Here is an 18,754-nt window from a genome sequence, read left to right as displayed (position 1 = left end):
TGCTGTCTGCACGATTATACGTCACTGGTTGTTAACCAATTTTTCCTGGGGGATAAATGAGCGCGGGAAGCCCAAAATTCACCGTTAGCCGCATTGCGGCACTGTCACTGGTTTCGCTATGGCTGGCGGGTTGTTCAAATTCATCGAATCCACCTGCGCCGGTAAGTTCCGTCAATGGTAATGCTCCGACGAATACCAGTTCTGGCATGCTGATTACGCCGCCGCCGAAGATGGGGACGACGACGTCCGCTCCGCAGACACCGCAAATTCAACCGGTGCAGCGCCCGACGACACAACCGACGCAGGTTCAGCCCGTCGCCGAGCAACCCGTGCAGATGGAAAACGGACGTATTGTCTACAATCGCCAGTATGGGAATATTCCGAAAGGCAGCTACAGTGGCGGCAGTACGTACACCGTTAAAAAAGGCGATACGCTTTTTTATATCGCGTGGATCACCGGGAACGATTTTCGTGACCTGGCGCAACGCAACAACGTTCAGGCCCCGTATGCTCTGAATGTCGGACAAACGCTGCAGGTGGGTAACGCATCGGGTGCGCCAATTACCGGCGGTAATGCGATAACTCAGGCCGACGCGGCAGAGCAAGGAGTTGTGACCAGACCTGCACAAAATTCCGCCATCGCTGTTGCGTCGAAACCGACAATTACGTATTCTGAGGATTCAGGTGAACAAAGTGCTAACAAAATGTTGCCGAACAACAAGCCTGCTGGGACTGTGGTCACAGCACCTGTAACGGCTCCAGCAGTTAGCGCAACCGAATCGACAGCAAGCAGTTCGTCTACCAGTTCGCCGATCTCCACATGGCGCTGGCCGACTGACGGCAAAGTGATCGAGAACTTTGGGGCTTCCGAGGGGGGCAATAAAGGGATCGACATTGCAGGCAGTAAGGGACAGGCTATTATCGCGACCGCCGATGGGCGCGTGGTCTATGCCGGTAACGCACTGCGCGGTTACGGTAATCTTATTATCATCAAACACAACGATGATTACCTGAGTGCCTACGCTCATAACGATACAATGCTGGTCCGGGAACAACAAGAAGTGAAGGCAGGACAAAAAATAGCGACGATGGGTAGCACCGGAACCAGTTCTACACGTTTGCATTTTGAAATTCGTTACAAGGGGAAATCCGTAAACCCGCTGCGTTATTTACCGCAGCGATAAAGCGACGGAACCAGGCTGACACTTGCTAGTTCCGTCAAGGGATCACGGGTAGGAGCCACCTTATGAGTCAGAATACGCTGAAAGTTCATGATTTAAATGAAGACGCGGAGTTTGATGAGAACGGAGTTGAGGTTTTTGACGAAAAAGCCTTAGTTGAAGAGGAACCCAGTGATAACGATTTGGCTGAAGAAGAGCTGTTATCGCAGGGGGCCACACAGCGTGTGTTGGACGCGACTCAGCTTTACCTTGGTGAGATTGGTTATTCGCCACTGTTAACGGCCGAAGAAGAAGTGTATTTTGCGCGTCGCGCACTACGTGGAGATGTCGCCTCACGCCGTCGGATGATTGAAAGTAACCTGCGTCTGGTGGTGAAAATTGCCCGCCGTTATGGCAATCGTGGTCTGGCGTTGCTGGATCTGATTGAAGAGGGCAATCTGGGGCTTATCCGTGCCGTTGAGAAGTTTGACCCGGAACGTGGGTTCCGCTTCTCCACATACGCAACCTGGTGGATTCGCCAGACGATTGAACGGGCTATCATGAACCAAACCCGTACCATTCGACTGCCGATCCACATCGTTAAAGAGCTGAACGTTTATCTGCGTACCGCGCGTGAGTTGTCCCATAAACTGGACCACGAACCGAGCGCGGAAGAAATTGCAGAACAGCTGGATAAACCGGTTGATGACGTTAGCCGTATGCTTCGTCTAAACGAGCGCATTACCTCGGTAGACACCCCGTTGGGTGGCGATTCCGAAAAAGCGTTGCTGGATATCCTGGCCGATGAGAAAGAGAACGGTCCGGAAGACACCACGCAAGATGATGATATGAAACAGAGCATCGTCAAATGGCTGTTCGAACTGAACGCCAAACAGCGTGAAGTGCTGGCACGTCGTTTCGGTCTGCTGGGTTATGAAGCTGCAACACTGGAAGATGTGGGCCGCGAAATCGGTCTGACTCGTGAACGTGTTCGTCAGATTCAGGTTGAAGGCCTTCGCCGTCTGCGTGAAATTCTGCAGACTCAAGGGCTGAATATCGAAGCGCTATTCCGCGAGTAAGCACCGTTCTAACAAGAAAGGCCAGCCTCTTTGAGGCTGGCCTTCTTCTTTCTGGCTGACTACGCTGTGTTTTTGCGGGTGAAGGCAGACGGGAGCATTTTCATGCTTACTCAGGTTTGTTAATCAGGCATCATTTTCTTGATTAGCAGGGCGAATTGCGCGCGTTCTTCGTCATTCAACCGTCCCAGAAACTCCTCATCCACCCGATTTCCCAACGGCATGCTTACCTTCAGCAAGGCTTCTCCTTCAGGGGTCAGATAAACGAAGCGGCGACGTTTATCCAGCGGATCGTTTTCACGCCTCACCAGCCCACGTTTTTCCATTCGGCTTAGCATTTCTGCCAGCGTCGCTTTGGTACTGACGGCGGCCTCCATCAGATTAACCTGTTCAATGCCGGGACATTCCGCAATGGCACGCATCACCGCGTACTGTGGTTTAGTCAGATCCGGCAACGCATGCTGCCAACGCGCCGTATGTTGTTGGAACAGCTGGCGTAACAGGTGAAACGCTTTATTCCGTAACTCCATGAAAACTCCAGGCTAAAAATCATGTCTCCTATCATAACGGGTAACACCGCGTTTTTTAACGAGGAAATCTTAAGCAATACGTGCGGAAAAAAACGGGCGCTATTGTCGTCGCTGTTTTACAGGGGTAATTTATATTAAATGTTCGTATACGAACAATTTGTGGAGTGATGAATGAGACTGATTGTGGGGATGACCGGGGCAACGGGAGCGCCGCTGGGTGTAGCACTGTTGCAGGCGCTGCGGAAGATGCCGGATGTGGAAACGCATCTGGTGATGTCGAAATGGGCCAAAACCACCATTGAACTGGAAACGCCATACCGTGCGCGCGATGTTGCCGGACTGGCCGATTTTTGCCACAGCCCGGCGGATCAGGCGGCGACCATCTCGTCAGGTTCGTTTCGTACCGACGGCATGATCGTTATTCCTTGCAGCATGAAAACCCTGGCTGGAATACGCGCAGGTTACGCCGACGGTCTGGTGGGACGCGCTGCCGACGTGGTGCTGAAAGAAGGGCGCAAGTTGGTTCTGGTGCCGCGTGAAATGCCGCTCAGTACGGTGCATCTCGAAAACATGCTCGCGCTTTCACGCATGGGCGTGGCGATGGTGCCGCCCATGCCTGCGTTCTATAACCATCCACAGTCCGTTGATGATATTACGCAACACATCGTGGCCCGCGTACTGGACCAGTTTGCGCTGGAGCACCCGCATGCGCGTCGATGGCAGGGATTAGCGCAGGCACAGAATTTTTCACAGGAGAATGAATAATGGCATTTGATGATTTGCGCAGCTTTTTGCAGGCGCTCGACGACCAGGGACAATTGCTGAAAATCAGTGAAGAGGTGAACGCGGAGCCGGATCTGGCCGCGGCTGCCAATGCCACTGGCCGTATTGGCGACGGCGCACCGGCGCTATGGTTCGATAATATTCGTGGTTTTACCGACGCGCGTGTGGCGATGAATACCATCGGCTCCTGGCAAAATCATGCCATTTCATTGGGCTTACCGCCGAATACGCCAGTGAAAAAGCAGATAGATGAGTTTATTCGTCGCTGGGATAAGTTCCCGGTCACCCCGGAACGCCGCGCGAATCCGGCATGGGCGGAAAACAGTGTCGATGGCGAAGCGATTAACCTGTTCGATATTCTGCCGCTGTTTCGCCTGAACGACGGCGATGGCGGATTTTACCTGGATAAAGCCTGCGTAGTCTCCCGCGATCCGCTCGACCCGGACAACTTCGGCAAGCAGAACGTCGGTATCTACCGGATGGAAGTGAAGGGCAAGCGTAAGCTGGGCCTGCAACCGGTACCGATGCATGATATCGCGCTGCATCTGCATAAGGCGGAAGAGCGCGGCGAGGATCTGCCGATCGCCATCACCCTGGGTAACGATCCGATCATCACGCTGATGGGGGCGACACCGCTGAAGTACGATCAGTCCGAATATGAAATGGCAGGGGCGCTGCGCGAAAGCCCGTATCCCATCGCCACTGCGCCGTTGACCGGATTTGATGTGCCGTGGGGATCGGAGGTGATCCTGGAAGGGGTGATTGAAAGCCGCAAACGTGAAATTGAAGGCCCGTTTGGCGAGTTTACCGGCCACTATTCCGGTGGTCGCAATATGACGGTTGTGCGTATTGATAAGGTGTCGTATCGCAGTAAACCGATTTTTGAATCCCTTTATCTCGGTATGCCGTGGACAGAAATCGACTATTTGATGGGGCCGGCCACCTGCGTTCCGCTGTATCAGCAACTAAAAGCGGAGTTCCCGGAAGTGCAGGCGGTTAACGCCATGTATACCCACGGCCTGCTGGCGATTATCTCGACCAAAAAACGCTACGGCGGTTTTGCGCGAGCGGTGGGACTGCGCGCGATGACCACGCCACACGGGCTGGGTTACGTGAAGATGGTGATCATGGTGGATGAAGATGTCGATCCGTTCAACCTGCCGCAGGTGATGTGGGCGCTGTCGTCGAAAGTCAACCCGGCGGGGGATCTGGTTCAGCTACCGAATATGTCAGTACTGGAACTGGATCCTGGCTCAAGTCCGGCGGGGATCACCGATAAGCTGATTATCGACGCCACCACGCCCGTTGCGCCGGATAACCGTGGTCACTATAGCCAGCCGGTGTGCGATCTCCCGGAAACCAAAGCCTGGGCTGAAAAGCTGACTGCCATGCTGGCCAACCGTAAATAAGGAGCCTCAGATGATTTGCCCACGTTGTGCTGATGAACATATTGAAGTGATGGCGACCTCGCCAGTGAAAGGCGTCTGGACGGTGTATCAGTGCCAACATTGCCTGTACACCTGGCGTGATACGGAGCCGCTACGTCGTACCAGCCGCGAACACTACCCGCAGGCGTTTCGTATGACGCAGAAAGATATCGATGAGGCGCCGATGGTACCCACTATTCCGCCGCTGCTGACAGAAGATAAGCGCTGACGGAGTGCCGGATGGCGGCTGAGGCCTTATCCGACCTGGGAAAGTACAGTACCGTTAATATGTGGCCCGATACGCAAAGCGGCATCGGGCCTTTTTCTTACACCAGACTCTTCAGCCGATAGATCCACTCCAGCGCCTGACGGGGCGTTAGCGAATCCGGGTCGAGATTTTCCAGTGCTTCAATGGCAGGAGAGGTCTCTTCGGGAACGGACAGCAGCGACATCTGGGTGCCATCCACCTGTGTTGCCGCCGCGTTGGGTGAAATGCTCTCCAGTTCGCGCAGTTTCTGTCGCGCACGTTTGATCACCTCTTTCGGAACGCCCGCCAGCGCTGCGACCGCCAGGCCGTAGCTCTTACTGGCCGCACCGTCCTGCACGCTATGCATAAAGGCAATGGTATCGCCGTGCTCTAACGCGTCGAGATGGACGTTGGCTACGCCTTCCATTTTTTCCGGCAACTGGGTCAGCTCGAAGTAGTGCGTCGCGAACAGCGTCAGCGCTTTGATCTTATTCGCCAGATTTTCCGCACATGCCCACGCCAGCGACAGGCCATCGTACGTGGATGTCCCGCGGCCAATCTCATCCATTAGCACCAGGCTGTTCTCAGTGGCGTTGTGCAGAATGTTGGCCGTTTCGGTCATCTCTACCATGAAGGTGGAGCGCCCGGAGGCCAGATCGTCCGCTGCACCTACACGGGTAAAGATACGATCGACAGGACCAATTTCCACCTTCTGCGCCGGTACGTAGCTGCCAATATAGGCCAGCAGGGCAATCAGCGCGGTCTGGCGCATGTAGGTACTTTTACCGCCCATGTTTGGTCCGGTAATGATCAGCATTCTGCGCTGTGGTGAGAGGTCGAGCGGGTTGGCGATAAACGGCTCATTCAGGACCTGTTCCACCACCGGATGGCGGCCCTCGGTAATACGAATACCCGGTTTATCGCTGAAGGTTGGGCAGGTGTAGTTCAGCGTGTACGCGCGTTCGGCCAGATTCACCAGTACATCGAGTTCCGCCAGTGCACTGGCGCTCTGTTGTAGATCCGCCAGATGCGGTAGCAGCAGGTCGAACAGTTCGTCATAGAGCTGTTTTTCCAGCGCCAGCGCTTTGCCCTTGGAAGTCAGAACCTTATCTTCGTACTCTTTGAGTTCCGGAATGATGTAGCGCTCGGCGTTTTTCAGCGTCTGGCGACGGACGTAGTTGATTGGTGCGAGATGGCTCTGCCCACGACTAATCTGGATGTAATAACCGTGCACCGCGTTAAAGCCGACTTTCAGCGTGTCCAGCCCGGTACGCTCGCGCTCACGGATTTCCAGCCTGTCGAGATAGTCGGTCGCACCGTCTGCCAGGGCGCGCCACTCATCAAGCTCTTCGTTGTAGCCCGGCGCAATAACACCACCATCACGAACGAGAACCGGGGGAGCGTCAACGACCGCACGTTCCAGCAGTTCCCGCAGTTCGGTGAATTCGCCCATTTTCTCGCGCAGCATTTGTACAGGGGGGCTGTCCACCGATTCCAGTTGCGCACGCAGTTCCGGCAGTTGCTGGAAAGCGTGGCGCATGCGCGCGAGATCGCGCGGACGCGCGGTACGCAGTGCCAGACGCGCAAGAATACGTTCCAGATCGCCCACCTGGCGCAGCACGGGCTGCAGTTCACTGGTTGCATCCTGTAATGAACCAATGGTTTGCTGACGTTCTGTCAGGATTTTCGTATCACGTACCGGCATATGCAGCCAGCGTTTGAGCATACGGCTGCCCATCGGCGTCACGGTGCAGTCGAGCACGGCGGCCAGCGTGTTCTCCATGCCCCCGGCCAGATTCTGGGTGATCTCCAGATTGCGGCGCGTCGCGGCATCCATGATGATGCTGTCCTGCTGCCGCTCCATGGTGATAGAGCGAATATGCGGCAGGGAAGTGCGCTGGGTATCCTTGACGTACTGCAACAGGCAGCCAGCGGCGCAAAGTCCGCGCGGCGCGTTTTCAACGCCAAAGCCAATCAGATCGCGGGTACCAAACTGCAAATTCAACTGCTGACGTGCAGTATCAATTTCAAATTCCCACAGCGGGCGACGACGTAATCCTCGACGACCTTCAATCAGAGCCATCTCCGCGAAATCTTCGGCGTACAGCAGTTCCGCCGGGTTGGTCCGTTGCAGTTCGGCGGCCATTGTTTCGCGATCGGCGGGTTCGCTCAGACGAAAACGCCCGGAGCTGATGTCCAGCGTGGCATAACCGTAGCCTTTACTGTCCTGCCAGATGGCGGCGAGCAAATTGTCCTGGCGCTCCTGTAGCAGGGCTTCATCACTGATGGTGCCCGGCGTGACAATACGCACGACTTTACGCTCAACCGGCCCTTTACTGGTGGCCGGGTCGCCAATTTGCTCGCAAATGGCGACGGATTCACCCTGATTGACCAGCTTGGCGAGGTAGTTTTCGACCGCATGATGGGGAATACCCGCCATCGGGATGGGCTCGCCCGCAGACGCACCGCGCTTCGTCAGCGAAATGTCGAGCAACTGCGACGCCCGTTTTGCATCGTCGTAAAAGAGTTCGTAAAAGTCGCCCATGCGATAGAAAAGCAGAATCTCCGGGTGTTGGGCCTTCAGCTTGAGATACTGCTGCATCATGGGGGTGTGGGCGTCGAGATTATCGATTGTACTCATGGAGTTGTGTCCAGTCCCTGAATGTAAATGGGTTGCGATACTTTTCGTTTTCGTTGTTATCACATAAGGGACACATGATAGCGGAGATACGCATTTCAGGGAAAGTCAGGATCGCCGACTTCTCGATCCTTCTTCCGTTTCAAAATTTTACACCGATTGTTGTTGTCGCAATTCCGAATGTCGGTCGCGTAATGCGGCAAAAACAAACGCCGCGATAAAGAGAATGGTGAACAGCACGACGATCGTGGGAGCGGGTGCGCTGTCGAGGAAGAATGACAGATACACGCCTAAAAATGAGGTAACCACCGACAGACCCGTTGCCAGCAACAGCGCGCGGGCAAAGCGTCGGGTGAGGAGAACGGCAATCGCGCCTGGGGCGATCAACAAGGAGATCGACAGAATGATCCCCACCGATTTCAGCGTCGCGACGATGGTCAACGCAATCATGCACAGCAGTCCGTAATGCAGCAAAGTCGCGTTAAGGCCGCAGGCTTTCGCCTGATGCGGATCGAAGGCGTGCAGCAGCAAATCTTTCCACTTGAATGCAATGATCAGGACGATACCCAGCACAATGAAGGCCGTTTGCCCAATATCGCTCAGCGAAATCCCTAGCATGTCGCCGAACAGAATATGATCGAGGTGAACCTCTGACTGGATAGAGACATAGAGCACCAGTCCGGCGCCAAACATGCCGGAGAAGACGATCCCCATGATGGTGTCGCGTTTGATGCGGCTGTTGTCATCAAGATATCCAGTTGCGACTGCGCAGAACAGCCCAGCAATAAACGCGCCAATAGCCAGTGGAATACCGACGATATAAGCCAGCACAATTCCCGGAAAAACCGCATGACTCATGGCATCGCCCATGAGCGCCCAGCCTTTGAGCACCAGAAATACCGACAGTAACGCACAGGGAATCGCCACAAGAGCGGAGACGGCCAGCGCGTTGACCATAAAGTCGAACTGAAAGGGTTCCAGCAGAGTGCTCAGAAACATGATGACTCCTTACGTCGTGCGCGACGGCGGTTTGCCAGCAGGCCGTGTTTGGGGGCAAAAACGAACGCCAGCAGGAATAATACGGTTTGTAGCACCACAATGATCCCGCCGGTCGCCCCGTCCAGCCAGTAGCTGAGCCAGGCGCCGAAAAAACTGGTCACACTGCCGATCGCAACGGCGATCATAAGAAGGCGTGGAAAGCGGTCAGTCAGCAGCCAGGCGGTGGCACCGGGCGTCACGACCAGGCAGATCACCAGAAATGCCCCCACGGTTTGCAGCGCGGCGACGGTGGACACCGATAACAGAGTGAAAAACAGCAGCTTCAGACGGGCCGGGTGCAGGCCAATGGAGCGGGCGTGGTTTTCATCGAAAAAAGTGACCATCAGATCCTTCCACTTCAGCAGCAGGATGAGCAGGGAAACCGTGCCGATAATCGCCAGTTGCACAATGTCTTCCGGCGCGATGGCCAGTACGTTGCCGAGAATGATGGTCTGAATATTCACCGACATCGGGTTGAGCGACACCATAAACAGCCCGATGCCAAAGAATGACGAGAAGATCAGGCCAATAATGGCATCTTCTTTAAGCCGTGAGCGCTGGTTCAGAAAAAGCATACTGCCTGCTGCCAGGCCACCGGAGAGAAAGGCGCCGAGCGAGAAGGGCAAGCCGAGCATGTAGGCACCGGCAACGCCTGGCACGATGGAGTGCGACAGCGCATCGCCAATCAACGACCAGCCTTTAAGCATTAAATAGCAGGAGAGAAAGGCGCACAGTCCGCCAACCATCGCTGATACCCACATCGCGTTGAGCATGTACTGATAACCAAAGGGTTCTGTCAGCCAGTTCATGATGACTCTCCTCAGCCTGCCGCTCGTCGGGAGATAAACGGGCGTTCGTCGTCGGTAATGATGTGTTCTTCGCCGCCGCTGAGCGCGACGTGACGCAGGACGCCGCTGAACGCCAGTTCAAGGTTGTCGGCGGTAAAAGTGGTTTCGGTCGGGCCGCTCGCCAGCACGGTGCCTTTGATCATCACCGTATAATCACAGAATTCGGTGACTGACCCGAGATTGTGGGTGGAGACCAGCATCGTGCGCCCCTCATCGCGCAACTCGCATAGCAGCGCAATAATGCGCGCTTCGGTTTTGACATCGACGCCGGTGAAAGGCTCATCCAGCAGAATGACCTGACCGTCCTGGGCAATGGCCCTGGCGAGGAAGACGCGTTTTTTCTGCCCGCCAGAAAGCTCGCCAATCTGCCGGTGGCGGTATTCCAGCATATCCACCCGCGCCAGCGCAGCGTCAACACTGGCATGATCCTGAGCCTTCGGACGACGTAGCCAGCCCATATGTCCGTAGCGGCCCATCATCACGACGTCTTCCACCAGCACCGGAAATGACCAGTCAACCTCTTCGGACTGTGGGACGTAGGCAATCAGATTCTGCTTCAGCGCGTGATTCACCGGCTGTTGCAGGATGGAAATGTCGCCGTCGGCCAGGCGGACAAAACCCATCAGTGCTTTGAACAACGTTGATTTTCCCGACCCGTTGACTCCTACCAGCGCGGCAATCGAACCGCCCGGTACCTGAAAGGTGGCATCGCGTAGTGCGGTATGACCATTGCGATACGTCACCGTCACCTGATTCACGGTAATCGCAGATTGACTCATTTCTGACTCCTCAAACCGTCATTGATACCACTGACGATGGTCTCGGTGGTAACGCGTAGCAGATCGAGATAGGTGGGAACGGGGCCATCGGCGGCGCTCAGGGAATCGACATACAGCACGCCGCCGTAATGTGCGCCGGATTCCCGCGCGACCTGACGGGCCGGTTTATCTGATACGGTGCTTTCGCTGAATACGGTGGGGATCTGATGCGCTCTGATCGCATCGATCACTTTACGTACCTGTTTGGGCGTTCCCTGCTGATCGGCGTTGATCGGCCAGAGATACAGCTCTTGCAGATCGTTATCGCGGGCAAGATAAGAGAACGCTCCTTCGCTGGTGACCAGCCAACGTTTATCGGCAGGGATTTTTGCCAGCGCGGCATGGAGAGGGGCCAGCGTCTGGTGAATTTGCGCTTTATAACGTTCGGCATTTTTCTGGTAAATCGCGGCGTTATCCGGATCGTATTTCGTCAGCGCGTCGCGAATATTGTCGACGTAGATCATCGCGTTTTCCGCCGACATCCAGGCGTGAGGGTTGGGTTTCCCGTTATACGGTCCTTCGCTGATGCCCATGGGTTTCACCCCGTCAGAAACCGTCACTTCCGGCACACCCGACAAATTCTGGTAGAAGCGGGCAAACCACAGCTCCAGATTCAGACCGTTAGAGAGGATCAATTGCGCCCCCTGCGCTCGCTTAATGTCGCCCGGAGTGGGTTGATACTCATGAATTTCCGCGCCGGGTTTGGTGATCGAACTGACGTTGGCCGCCTCACCCGCCACGTTTTGCGCCATGTCCGCAATGATCGTGAAGGTGGTAACGACATTGAGCTTCTCTTTGGCATAAGCCGGTGACAGCATGCAGATGGCCAGTACAGCCGCCAGCAGAGACGAGGTGAGACGGGAGAGGTGCGACATAGTATCCCTCATAAAAAAGTGGTTAATTATTCATCGAATATAGCCTTTGCTATGTTATATAGCACAAGGCATGTATAAAGATAGTGTTAAATGAAAATAATTCTTATTTGAGATGTGGGTGGAGAAGTGTCACCTTTGGGTGATAGAGTTGCGAGAATTTAAGTTGTAGAATAAATGCACTTTAATGTAGTGGAGGGCGCATCATGTCCGGCAAGCGCATTGCTCGCGAAAAACTGACGATTAAAAAAATGATCGCGCTGTACGAGAGCCAGTGTCCGCAGGCATCTGATGAGCCGGAACACTACGACGCGCTGTTTGCCTATGCGCAAAAACGTCTGGATAAGTGCGTCTTTGGCGAGGATAAACCGGCATGTAAACAGTGTCCCGTACACTGTTATCAGCCAGCGAAGCGTGAAGAGATGAAGCAGATCATGCGCTGGGCGGGGCCGAGAATGCTCTGGCGTCATCCCATCCTGACCGTTCGTCATCTCATCGACGATAAACGTCCCGTACCGGAACTGCCGGAAAAATACTCGCGTAAGAAGTGAAGCGAAATGCCGGATGGCGGCTTCGCCTTAATCCGGCCTACGGATAATTGCCCACCCGACATCCAGCAACGCGTGCCTCAAACCAGCGCGTCTTTATCAATACCTAAACGCTTCATGCGTGAAAGCAGCGTGGTACGCTTAAGACCCAGCCGCTGAGCTGCGCCTTTCGGACCTGCAACCACACCATTGGTCTCTTTCAGCACCCGCAGGATGAGCTGATACTCGTCTTCCCCTTCCTGGGCGACTTCGGTCGCGACGGGTGGTTCACCAGGTGAGAGCATGCCGATATCCGGCAGCGAGAGTTGCAGCACGCTTCCTCGTGTCAGCAGAACGGCGCGCTCCACCACGTTCTCCAGTTCGCGCACATTCCCCGGCCATTCCATATTGCTGAGGATGCGCAGGGTTTCCGCCGGGATACTGTCGATGTTACGCCCCAGGCGGCGAGCGATTTTAAAGGTGAATGCTTTCACCAGCAGGGGGATATCTTCCGGGCGTTCGCGCAGCGGCGGGAGTCGGATCGGAAAAACGTTGAGGCGGTAGTAGAGATCGCTACGAAACTCGCGATCCTCGACCATTTTTTTCAGGTCACGATTGGTGGCGGCGATCAGACGCACGTCGGTCTGGATCAGCTTATTGCTGCCCAGACGCTCAAATTCCTGTTCCTGTAAGACGCGCAGGAGCTTAGGCTGTAATTCCAGCGGCATGTCGCCCACTTCATCCAGGAACAAAGAACTTTTATCCGCCAGCTCAAAGCGGCCAATGCGCTGCGCACTGGCACCGGTGAAGGCGCCGCGTTCGTGACCGAACAGGTCACTTTCCAGCAGGCCAGCGGGCATGGCGGCGCAGTTCATCTTCACCATCCGGCGTGCGTTACGCCCACTCAGATTGTGGATTGCGCGGGCAATCAGCTCTTTCCCGGTGCCGGTTTCACCGAGGATCAGCACAGTGCTGTCGCTCTGGGCCACCATCTCGACCTGCTTGAGCACGCTGTACATCGCATCGCTGCGCCCGATGATTTCACCAAACTCGCTGTCGACATTGTTGAGCTGTTCGGTAAGTGCCAGGTTTTCATCCACCAGCCGCTCTTTCAGCCGATGGATTTCCTGATAGGCGAGGGCGTTGTCCACGGCGATGGCGACGCGCCCGGCAATCTGGCGCAGCAGGTTCAGGTTAGCGGTGGTAAACACTTTTTCTTCACACTGTGCCAGCTTGAGTACGCCGAGCATGGTGTTGCCCGACATCAGCGGTAGCAGGCACAGCGTCTGAATCTGGTTGCCCCACGTATCGAACAGCATGCGTTCATAGGGGGCCAGCGCGTCCCGTTCGTTCAGGTTTATCAGCAGCATCTCTTTGCTTTTAAACACCCGTTCCGTCAGAGTGCCAGCTTCATCGACTTCGCTTTGTTCGTGTGCGGGATGATTTTCATCGAGGTAGTGAGTGGAGTAAATGCTGAGCTTATTTTTACGGTGGCTACGCAGGACAATGCTGATGTCGTCGATGTTGAAATAGTGATGGATCTCTTTGGCGACTTCACTTACCAGCTCATCCATGTCGAGCCGGGAGAGTACGGCGTTAGTGATGGCGACCAGAATACGAAAGTTGTCGCGTTCGCGGCACAAGAGATCGTAATCGACGTTGTTTGTGACCCTGCACTGAATTTGCTCCGCCACCACGCCGACAATCTGGGTGAAGGTTTGCAGACGCTCGTACTCTTTTTCGCTCCAGGGGCGATCGTCGTTGCGGATAAATTCGCAGCCGCCAAAAATGCGGCCATCCGCCGCCAGCGGCAGCAGGCAGTAGTGGCCGAATGGCGGGTAAAGGCCGCCAGCAGCCAGTTGCGGCCAGGTTTCTGAAAACTCGTGATAATTGCAGTGCAGGGCATCGGGGCGAGAGAGAATACGGCGGATCGGGCCGTGGGCCAGCACGGTTTCATCTTCGTAGATGACGGGTTTGCCGTTATCGCGCGTGGCGTACCAGGACGCCCGCTGTGTCTGCGCTTGCCACAACACAATCGCCGCGCTGTCGGCAAGCGCCGAGCGCTTTACCAGTTGCGAAAGCGCCTCGCTTAGCGATTGCAGGTCGGGCTGCTGTAACAATGTGCGAGTGATGTCGAACAATCCTTGCTGCCCGAGATCGCTCATCGGTGTATACGACATATTGCTTTTCCAGGAAAGTACCGCTGCGCGGTGCAAAAAAAGAAATTAAATTATAGGTATAGACACTCGACTTCCGCTGGGTGTCGACAAAAAACGCCTTATCCGGCCTACGGTTCGAACAGTTTGTGTGAGTTGAATAACGGCGAAAACGCCTTATTCGACCAACGGTTCAACCGATTGTGTAGGCTGGATAAGGCGACGCCGCCATCCGGCATAATGACGGACTTAACAGATCCGCGGCAGCGGTTCTGCATGCGGTAAATCCAGCGTGCGCTTCACGCCGTAAAGACCGGCCAGACGCACACCTTTACGTTCGACCACTTCGCCAATCAGTGCCGCATCGCGCCCCAGTGGGTGGGCATGCAACGCCGCCAGCACCTGCCCGGCCGCCTGACGTTCAACGGCAATGACCAGCTTGCCTTCGTTTGCGAAGTTAAGCGCATCCAGACCCAGCAGTTCACATACTCCACGAACGGCAGGTTTTACGGGAAGTGCGGATTCGGACAGCTCAATGCCAAAACCGCAGGCGGCGGCAAACTCATGGGCGACCGCGTTCACGCCGCCACGCGTCGCGTCGCGCAGGGCTTTCACGCCGGGGATATCGCGCAACGACTGAATTAGCGGCGTTAATACCGCGCAGTCGCTGACCAGTTCGCCATCCAGCCCTAACTGTTCACGCAGATTAAGAATAGTGGCGCCGTGATCGCCCAGCGTACCGCTGACCAGCAGCACGTCGCCCGCTGCCAGGGTTTGTGCACCCCAGTGAATATTGGCCGGAATCGCCCCCATGCCTGCGGTGTTGATGAACAATTTGTCCGCTGCGCCACGTTGAACAACTTTTGTATCGCCGGTCACAATCGCGATATTGGCCTCACGCGCGGTGGCGGCCATGCTGTTTACCACGCTTTTCAGCGTCTCCATCGGCAGTCCTTCTTCGAGGATAAAGCCGCAGGAGAGATAGCGTGGAATTGCGCCGCTGACGGCGACGTCATTGGCGGTACCGCAGATCGCCAGCTTGCCGATGTTGCCGCCGGGGAAAAACAGTGGGTCAATGACGTAGCTGTCGGTGGAGAATGCCAGCCGATCGCCTTCAGCGACCAGTTGCGCCAGCTCAAGCCGCGCCTGATCTTCCTGCTCCGCCAGCCACGGGTTAGCGAAGGCTTCCATAAACAGACTGTTAATCAGTTGCTGCATGGCCTGACCGCCGCTACCGTGGGCGAGTTGTACGCTGTTCATGCTTCACACTCCTGCTGACGATACTGATACCAGGCGGCGCATGCGCCTTCTGAAGAGACCATCAGTGCGCCGAAGGCGGTCTCTGGATTACAGGTCTTGCCAAACAACGGGCACTGATGCGGTTTACATTTCCCGGTCAGCACGTCGCCGCAGCGGGCGCGCGGGTCGTCGTAAACCTGCTGAGGTGCCGGTCGGAAATGCGCTTCGGCATCAAAACGCTGATAGTCAGGCGTCAGATGCACGCCGGAGGATTCAATCACCCCCAGGCCGCGCCACTCGCTGTCGCCGGTGACGCAAAATACGTCGGCAATAGCCTGTTGCGCCAACAGGTTGCCGGCGTCTGGCACCACGCGGCGATACTGGTTTTCGACCTGGCTGTGGGCCGCTATTTTCTGCTCAACCAGCATCACGACGCCTTGCAGTAGATCAAGGGGTTCGAATCCAGCGACCACCAGCGGACGATGAAACTCACTGGCAATAAAATGATAGGCGTCGGTACCGATCACCATACTAACGTGACCTGGCGCGAGAAACGCGTCGATGCCGTTATCGGGCTGTTCCAGCAGGCTGCGCAGGGTCGGAATGAGCGTGATGTGCTGACAGAAGAAGTAAAAATTCTGCACGTCGCGCAGTTTTGCCTGTTGCAGGGTAATGGCGGTGGTCGGCATGGTCGTTTCAAAGCCGAGGCCGAAAAACACGACTTTACGCGTTGGGTTTTCCTGAGCCAGTTTGAGCGCATCCATCGGCGAGTAGACGATGCGAATGTCCGCACCGCGCGCTTTCGCCTGCAACAGCGAACCTTGTTTCCCCGGCACGCGCATGGCGTCGCCAAAGGTACAGAAAATCACCTCCGGATGGCTGGCAATTTCAACGCAACTGTCGATACGTCCCATCGGCAGTACGCAAACCGGACAACCCGGGCCGTGGATAAACTCCACGTTATCAGGGAGCAACTGGTCGAGACCAAATTTGAAGATCGCATGCGTATGGCCGCCGCAGACTTCCATAATGCGCAGCGGACGTTCGGCGGTATACGGCAGATGCGCGGCACGTTCACACAGGTGTTCAATCAGTTGCATCACCTGTTCCGGCGCGCGGTATTCGTCAACAAAACGCATTATTTTTCCTCGCCATACAGCAAAGCGCCGACGTCCGGCTCAACATCAAACATGTTCTGGAGCGCATCGAGCGTGTCGCGCGCTTCGGCTTCGTTAATCACGCTCATGGCAAAACCGACGTGGACCAGTACCCACTGGCCCAGACGAGGTTCGCCGTGCTCATCACAACTGCCGACCAGCGTCAGATCGACGTCGCGCTGAATGCCGCAAACGTCGACTTTCGCCAGGTTACCTTCGATAGTGCGGATTTGGCCGGGAACGCCTATGCACATCGCTGTGCCTCCAGCCAGTTCAGCCACTGATCCATTCCTTCGCCGCTGGTGGCGGAAATCAGGATGATCTCTATATCCGGATTAACTTCCCGGGCACTGGCAATGCACTTCTCAACGTCGAAATTCAGGTACGGTAGCAGGTCGACTTTGTTGAGCAGCATCAGCGAGGCGGCGGCGAACATATGCGGGTATTTCAGCGGCTTGTCTTCGCCTTCGGTGACAGAAAGCACCGCCACTTTATGGCGTTCGCCGAGATCAAAACTCGCCGGGCAGACGAGGTTACCGACGTTTTCGATAAATAGAATGCCGTGGTCTTCCAGCGGCAGACGCGGCGCGGCATCGGCAATCATCTGCGCATCGAGGTGACAGCCTTTGCCGGTGTTGACCTGAATGGCCGGAGTGCCCGTGGCGCGAATGCGTGCGGCGTCGTTGACCGTCTGCTGGTCGCCTTCAATGACGGCGCACGGGACGCTGTCTTTCAGCTTCATCAGCGTTTCGGTAAGCAGAGTGGTTTTACCGGATCCTGGGCTGGATACGAGGTTGAGCACCAACTGTTGGCGCGCGGCGAAGCGGGCGCGGTTGCGCTCGGCCAGACGGTTGTTTTTATCCAGCACGTCGATTTCTACTTCCAGCATACGCCGCTGGCTCATGCCTGGCGCGTGGGTGCCGGCTTCACCGTGACCGTAGTGCAGATCGCCTTCTTCCGTCTGGCTCGGGGTGAATTCGGACGTTTTTATGCCGGTAATATTCAGCGCCGGGCGAGCTGCCGGGGCAAAAGGCGCGCTGCGAAACGCGGAATGAGGGTTATGCTCATCACCCTCTATATAAAGGTTGCCTTCAGCGCAACCGCATGTTGTACACATCGCTCACTCCTGATCTATTTCTATTCGTCGAATCTGTAATCCGTCATCGGCCACGATTTGCAGCGTGTCGCTATTGCATTGCGGGCAACGGCGTACGCGTTGGGTCAGTAAGGTGACGTATTGCTGACAGGATTCACACCAGCATTCGGCTTCTTGTTCCTCGAGGTGCAGTTTACAACCTTCCGCAACGGTGCCACGGCATACCAGATCAAAACAAAAGGAGAGAGCGCTGGTTTCTACGCAAGAAAATGCGCCAATTTTGAGCCAGACCCCAGTTATCCGTTTTGCGCCGTGCGCGACGGCCTGTTGTTCGATCAATTCCAGTGCCCGCTGGCAAAGGGTAATTTCGTGCATAGTGCCTCCCGATATGATGGGCAGTGATAAGCAATAACTATGCCAGCCTGAAAGTTGGGGGCATTTGTCGATGACGATGATGACGAAATGACATGTCATTCGGGCGTCGACAGCCGTCTTTTATTATTAAATTCATGAAAAAACAAATAGTTAAAAACTGGCATGGAAAATGCTTATGGCAGGCTATCTCTGTTAAACGGGTAACCTGACATGACTATTTGGGAAATAAGCGAAAAAGCCGATTACATCGCGCAGCGGCATCGTCGCCTACAGGACCAGTGGCATATTTACTGCAATTCGCTGGTTCAGGGGATCACCCTGTCGAAAGCGCGTCTGCACCATGCGATGAGCTGCGCGCCGGATAAAGATCTCTGTTTCGTACTGTTCGAACACTTTCGCATCACCGTCACGATGGCGGAAGGCTTCAACAGCCACACCATTGAGTATTACGTCGAAACAAAAGATGGCGAAGATAAGCAACTGATTGCACAGGCGCAATTGAGCATTGATGGCAAAGTGGACGAGCGGGTCAGCAACCGTGAGCGTGAGCAGGTGCTGGAACACTATCTCGATAAAATCGCCAGCGTTTATGACCGACTGTATGCCGCTGTTGAAAGCGGGTCGCCGATCAATCTGAGCCAACTGGTGGCGAGACAAAATCCGGCGGCCTGACCCCAGCGTTTTACGTCGTGACGTCGTCTCATGGGTTGTCACGACGCTTTAAGGGACAGACGTGTCGAACAGTGTCGAAAATGACATTTCATCGG

Annotated in this window: 19 protein-coding genes; 7 read left to right on the top strand and 12 right to left on the bottom strand. The window is 55.5% G+C overall.

Annotated elements, in window-relative coordinates; translation table 11 throughout:
• The first annotated feature begins 107 nt into the window (after window positions 1-107).
• Together nlpD and rpoS are read left to right on the top strand one after the other, a co-directional pair.
• A complete protein-coding gene (gene nlpD / locus HVZ37_RS17600; RefSeq protein WP_306298371.1) occupies window positions 108-1,184 on the top strand; it encodes a murein hydrolase activator NlpD in 1,077 nt (358 codons plus the stop codon).
• A 62-nt stretch (window positions 1,185-1,246) separates the two neighbouring features.
• Complete coding sequence (gene rpoS / locus HVZ37_RS17595; RefSeq protein WP_000081550.1) at window positions 1,247-2,239, top strand: RNA polymerase sigma factor RpoS; 993 nt, start codon at window positions 1,247-1,249, stop codon at window positions 2,237-2,239.
• A 119-nt stretch (window positions 2,240-2,358) separates the two neighbouring features.
• Here the strand turns inward: rpoS and HVZ37_RS17590 are convergent, their stop codons facing one another.
• A complete protein-coding gene (locus HVZ37_RS17590; RefSeq protein WP_044255027.1) occupies window positions 2,359-2,766 on the bottom strand; it encodes a MarR family transcriptional regulator in 408 nt (135 codons plus the stop codon).
• Window positions 2,767-2,937: 171 nt separating this feature from the next.
• Here HVZ37_RS17590 and HVZ37_RS17585 point away from each other — a divergent pair, with 171 nt between their 5' ends.
• Genes HVZ37_RS17585 through HVZ37_RS17575 form a run of 3 tightly spaced genes read left to right on the top strand, consistent with a single transcriptional unit; the run spans window position 2,938 to window position 5,205 of the window.
• Window positions 2,938-3,531, top strand: a complete 594-nt coding sequence (locus tag HVZ37_RS17585) for a non-oxidative hydroxyarylic acid decarboxylases subunit B (protein ID WP_044255030.1) — start codon at window positions 2,938-2,940, stop codon at window positions 3,529-3,531.
• Window positions 3,531-4,958 carry a non-oxidative hydroxyarylic acid decarboxylases subunit C gene (locus HVZ37_RS17580; RefSeq protein ID WP_042999547.1) on the top strand — a complete coding sequence of 476 codons (1,428 nt, stop codon included), beginning with the start codon at window positions 3,531-3,533 and terminating at the stop codon, window positions 4,956-4,958. The genes HVZ37_RS17585 and HVZ37_RS17580 overlap by 1 nt, the downstream gene beginning before the upstream one ends.
• 10 nt (window positions 4,959-4,968) lie before the next feature.
• Window positions 4,969-5,205, top strand: coding sequence for a non-oxidative hydroxyarylic acid decarboxylases subunit D (locus tag HVZ37_RS17575; protein WP_042999548.1), 237 nt, complete (start codon window positions 4,969-4,971; stop codon window positions 5,203-5,205).
• 97 nt (window positions 5,206-5,302) lie between these two features.
• On the opposite strand, the gene mutS is transcribed toward HVZ37_RS17575, so the two are convergent.
• The 5 genes from mutS to HVZ37_RS17550 form a co-directional block, all read right to left on the bottom strand.
• On the bottom strand, window positions 5,303-7,864 hold the full coding sequence (mutS, locus tag HVZ37_RS17570) for a DNA mismatch repair protein MutS (protein ID WP_181627812.1): 2,562 nt from the start codon (window positions 7,862-7,864) through the stop codon (window positions 5,303-5,305).
• Window positions 7,865-8,011: 147 nt separating this feature from the next.
• Window positions 8,012-8,860, bottom strand: coding sequence for an iron/manganese ABC transporter permease subunit SitD (gene sitD / locus HVZ37_RS17565; protein WP_181627811.1), 849 nt, complete (start codon window positions 8,858-8,860; stop codon window positions 8,012-8,014).
• A complete protein-coding gene (sitC, locus tag HVZ37_RS17560) occupies window positions 8,851-9,708 on the bottom strand; it encodes an iron/manganese ABC transporter permease subunit SitC (RefSeq protein WP_042999577.1) in 858 nt (285 codons plus the stop codon). The genes sitD and sitC overlap by 10 nt, the downstream gene beginning before the upstream one ends.
• Window positions 9,709-9,719: 11 nt before the next feature.
• Window positions 9,720-10,526, bottom strand: a complete 807-nt coding sequence (gene sitB, locus HVZ37_RS17555) for an iron/manganese ABC transporter ATP-binding protein SitB (RefSeq protein ID WP_181627810.1) — start codon at window positions 10,524-10,526, stop codon at window positions 9,720-9,722.
• Window positions 10,523-11,440, bottom strand: a complete 918-nt coding sequence (locus HVZ37_RS17550) for a metal ABC transporter substrate-binding protein (RefSeq protein ID WP_042999579.1) — start codon at window positions 11,438-11,440, stop codon at window positions 10,523-10,525. The genes sitB and HVZ37_RS17550 overlap by 4 nt, the downstream gene beginning before the upstream one ends.
• Before the next feature lie 203 nt (window positions 11,441-11,643).
• On the opposite strand from HVZ37_RS17550, the gene HVZ37_RS17545 reads away from it, so the two are divergent.
• Window positions 11,644-11,988 (top strand): nitrous oxide-stimulated promoter family protein, encoded by a 345-nt coding sequence (locus tag HVZ37_RS17545; RefSeq protein WP_042999580.1) that lies wholly within the window; start codon window positions 11,644-11,646, stop codon window positions 11,986-11,988.
• 77 nt (window positions 11,989-12,065) lie between these two features.
• On the opposite strand, the gene flhA is transcribed toward HVZ37_RS17545, so the two are convergent.
• From flhA to hypA, 6 genes are all read right to left on the bottom strand, one after another.
• The gene (gene flhA / locus HVZ37_RS17540) at window positions 12,066-14,144 is read right to left on the bottom strand and encodes a formate hydrogenlyase transcriptional activator FlhA (protein ID WP_044255048.1); all 2,079 of its coding nucleotides are present in this window, start codon (window positions 14,142-14,144) and stop codon (window positions 12,066-12,068) included.
• 225 nt (window positions 14,145-14,369) lie between these two features.
• Window positions 14,370-15,380: a hydrogenase maturation carbamoyl dehydratase HypE gene (hypE, locus tag HVZ37_RS17535; protein ID WP_044266646.1), complete on the bottom strand. Its 1,011-nt coding sequence runs from the start codon at window positions 15,378-15,380 to the stop codon at window positions 14,370-14,372.
• Window positions 15,377-16,498, bottom strand: a complete 1,122-nt coding sequence (gene hypD, locus HVZ37_RS17530; protein ID WP_090048523.1) for a hydrogenase formation protein HypD — start codon at window positions 16,496-16,498, stop codon at window positions 15,377-15,379. The genes hypE and hypD overlap by 4 nt, the downstream gene beginning before the upstream one ends.
• Window positions 16,498-16,770: a hydrogenase 3 maturation protein HypC gene (gene hypC / locus HVZ37_RS17525; RefSeq protein WP_042999584.1), complete on the bottom strand. Its 273-nt coding sequence runs from the start codon at window positions 16,768-16,770 to the stop codon at window positions 16,498-16,500. Before hypC ends, hypD begins: the two co-directional genes overlap by 1 nt.
• Window positions 16,761-17,633: a hydrogenase nickel incorporation protein HypB gene (hypB, locus tag HVZ37_RS17520; RefSeq protein ID WP_042999585.1), complete on the bottom strand. Its 873-nt coding sequence runs from the start codon at window positions 17,631-17,633 to the stop codon at window positions 16,761-16,763. The genes hypC and hypB overlap by 10 nt, the downstream gene beginning before the upstream one ends.
• 3 nt (window positions 17,634-17,636) lie before the next feature.
• Entirely contained in the window at window positions 17,637-17,987 is a 351-nt protein-coding gene (hypA, locus tag HVZ37_RS17515; protein ID WP_042322631.1) for a hydrogenase maturation nickel metallochaperone HypA, read from the bottom strand.
• Window positions 17,988-18,197: 210 nt separating this feature from the next.
• Between hypA and hycA the strand changes: the two genes are divergently transcribed.
• Complete coding sequence (gene hycA, locus HVZ37_RS17510; protein ID WP_042999586.1) at window positions 18,198-18,659, top strand: formate hydrogenlyase regulator HycA; 462 nt, start codon at window positions 18,198-18,200, stop codon at window positions 18,657-18,659.
• Window positions 18,660-18,754 lie beyond the last annotated feature (95 nt).

The organism is Citrobacter sp. RHB35-C17, assembly GCF_013816795.1.
GTDB lineage: Bacteria > Pseudomonadota > Gammaproteobacteria > Enterobacterales > Enterobacteriaceae > Citrobacter_A > Citrobacter_A amalonaticus.
This window is presented reverse-complemented; position numbering and strand designations above follow the sequence as displayed.

Bases quoted from the DNA above. Each gene is read 5' to 3' on its own strand.
- rpoS (WP_000081550.1), top strand. From the start codon at position 1,247: ATGAGTCAGAATACGCTGAAAGTTCATGATTTAAATGAAGACGCGGAG.
- HVZ37_RS17590 (WP_044255027.1), bottom strand. From the start codon at position 2,766: ATGGAGTTACGGAATAAAGCGTTTCACCTGTTACGCCAGCTGTTCCAA.
- HVZ37_RS17585 (WP_044255030.1), top strand. From the start codon at position 2,938: ATGAGACTGATTGTGGGGATGACCGGGGCAACGGGAGCGCCGCTGGGT.
- HVZ37_RS17580 (WP_042999547.1), top strand. From the start codon at position 3,531: ATGGCATTTGATGATTTGCGCAGCTTTTTGCAGGCGCTCGACGACCAG.
- HVZ37_RS17575 (WP_042999548.1), top strand. From the start codon at position 4,969: ATGATTTGCCCACGTTGTGCTGATGAACATATTGAAGTGATGGCGACC.
- mutS (WP_181627812.1), bottom strand. From the start codon at position 7,864: ATGAGTACAATCGATAATCTCGACGCCCACACCCCCATGATGCAGCAG.
- sitD (WP_181627811.1), bottom strand. From the start codon at position 8,860: ATGTTTCTGAGCACTCTGCTGGAACCCTTTCAGTTCGACTTTATGGTC.
- sitC (WP_042999577.1), bottom strand. From the start codon at position 9,708: ATGAACTGGCTGACAGAACCCTTTGGTTATCAGTACATGCTCAACGCG.
- sitB (WP_181627810.1), bottom strand. From the start codon at position 10,526: ATGAGTCAATCTGCGATTACCGTGAATCAGGTGACGGTGACGTATCGC.
- HVZ37_RS17550 (WP_042999579.1), bottom strand. From the start codon at position 11,440: ATGTCGCACCTCTCCCGTCTCACCTCGTCTCTGCTGGCGGCTGTACTG.
- HVZ37_RS17545 (WP_042999580.1), top strand. From the start codon at position 11,644: ATGTCCGGCAAGCGCATTGCTCGCGAAAAACTGACGATTAAAAAAATG.
- flhA (WP_044255048.1), bottom strand. From the start codon at position 14,144: ATGTCGTATACACCGATGAGCGATCTCGGGCAGCAAGGATTGTTCGAC.
- hypE (WP_044266646.1), bottom strand. From the start codon at position 15,380: ATGAACAGCGTACAACTCGCCCACGGTAGCGGCGGTCAGGCCATGCAG.
- hypD (WP_090048523.1), bottom strand. From the start codon at position 16,498: ATGCGTTTTGTTGACGAATACCGCGCGCCGGAACAGGTGATGCAACTG.
- hypC (WP_042999584.1), bottom strand. From the start codon at position 16,770: ATGTGCATAGGCGTTCCCGGCCAAATCCGCACTATCGAAGGTAACCTG.
- hypB (WP_042999585.1), bottom strand. From the start codon at position 17,633: ATGTGTACAACATGCGGTTGCGCTGAAGGCAACCTTTATATAGAGGGT.
- hypA (WP_042322631.1), bottom strand. From the start codon at position 17,987: ATGCACGAAATTACCCTTTGCCAGCGGGCACTGGAATTGATCGAACAA.
- hycA (WP_042999586.1), top strand. From the start codon at position 18,198: ATGACTATTTGGGAAATAAGCGAAAAAGCCGATTACATCGCGCAGCGG.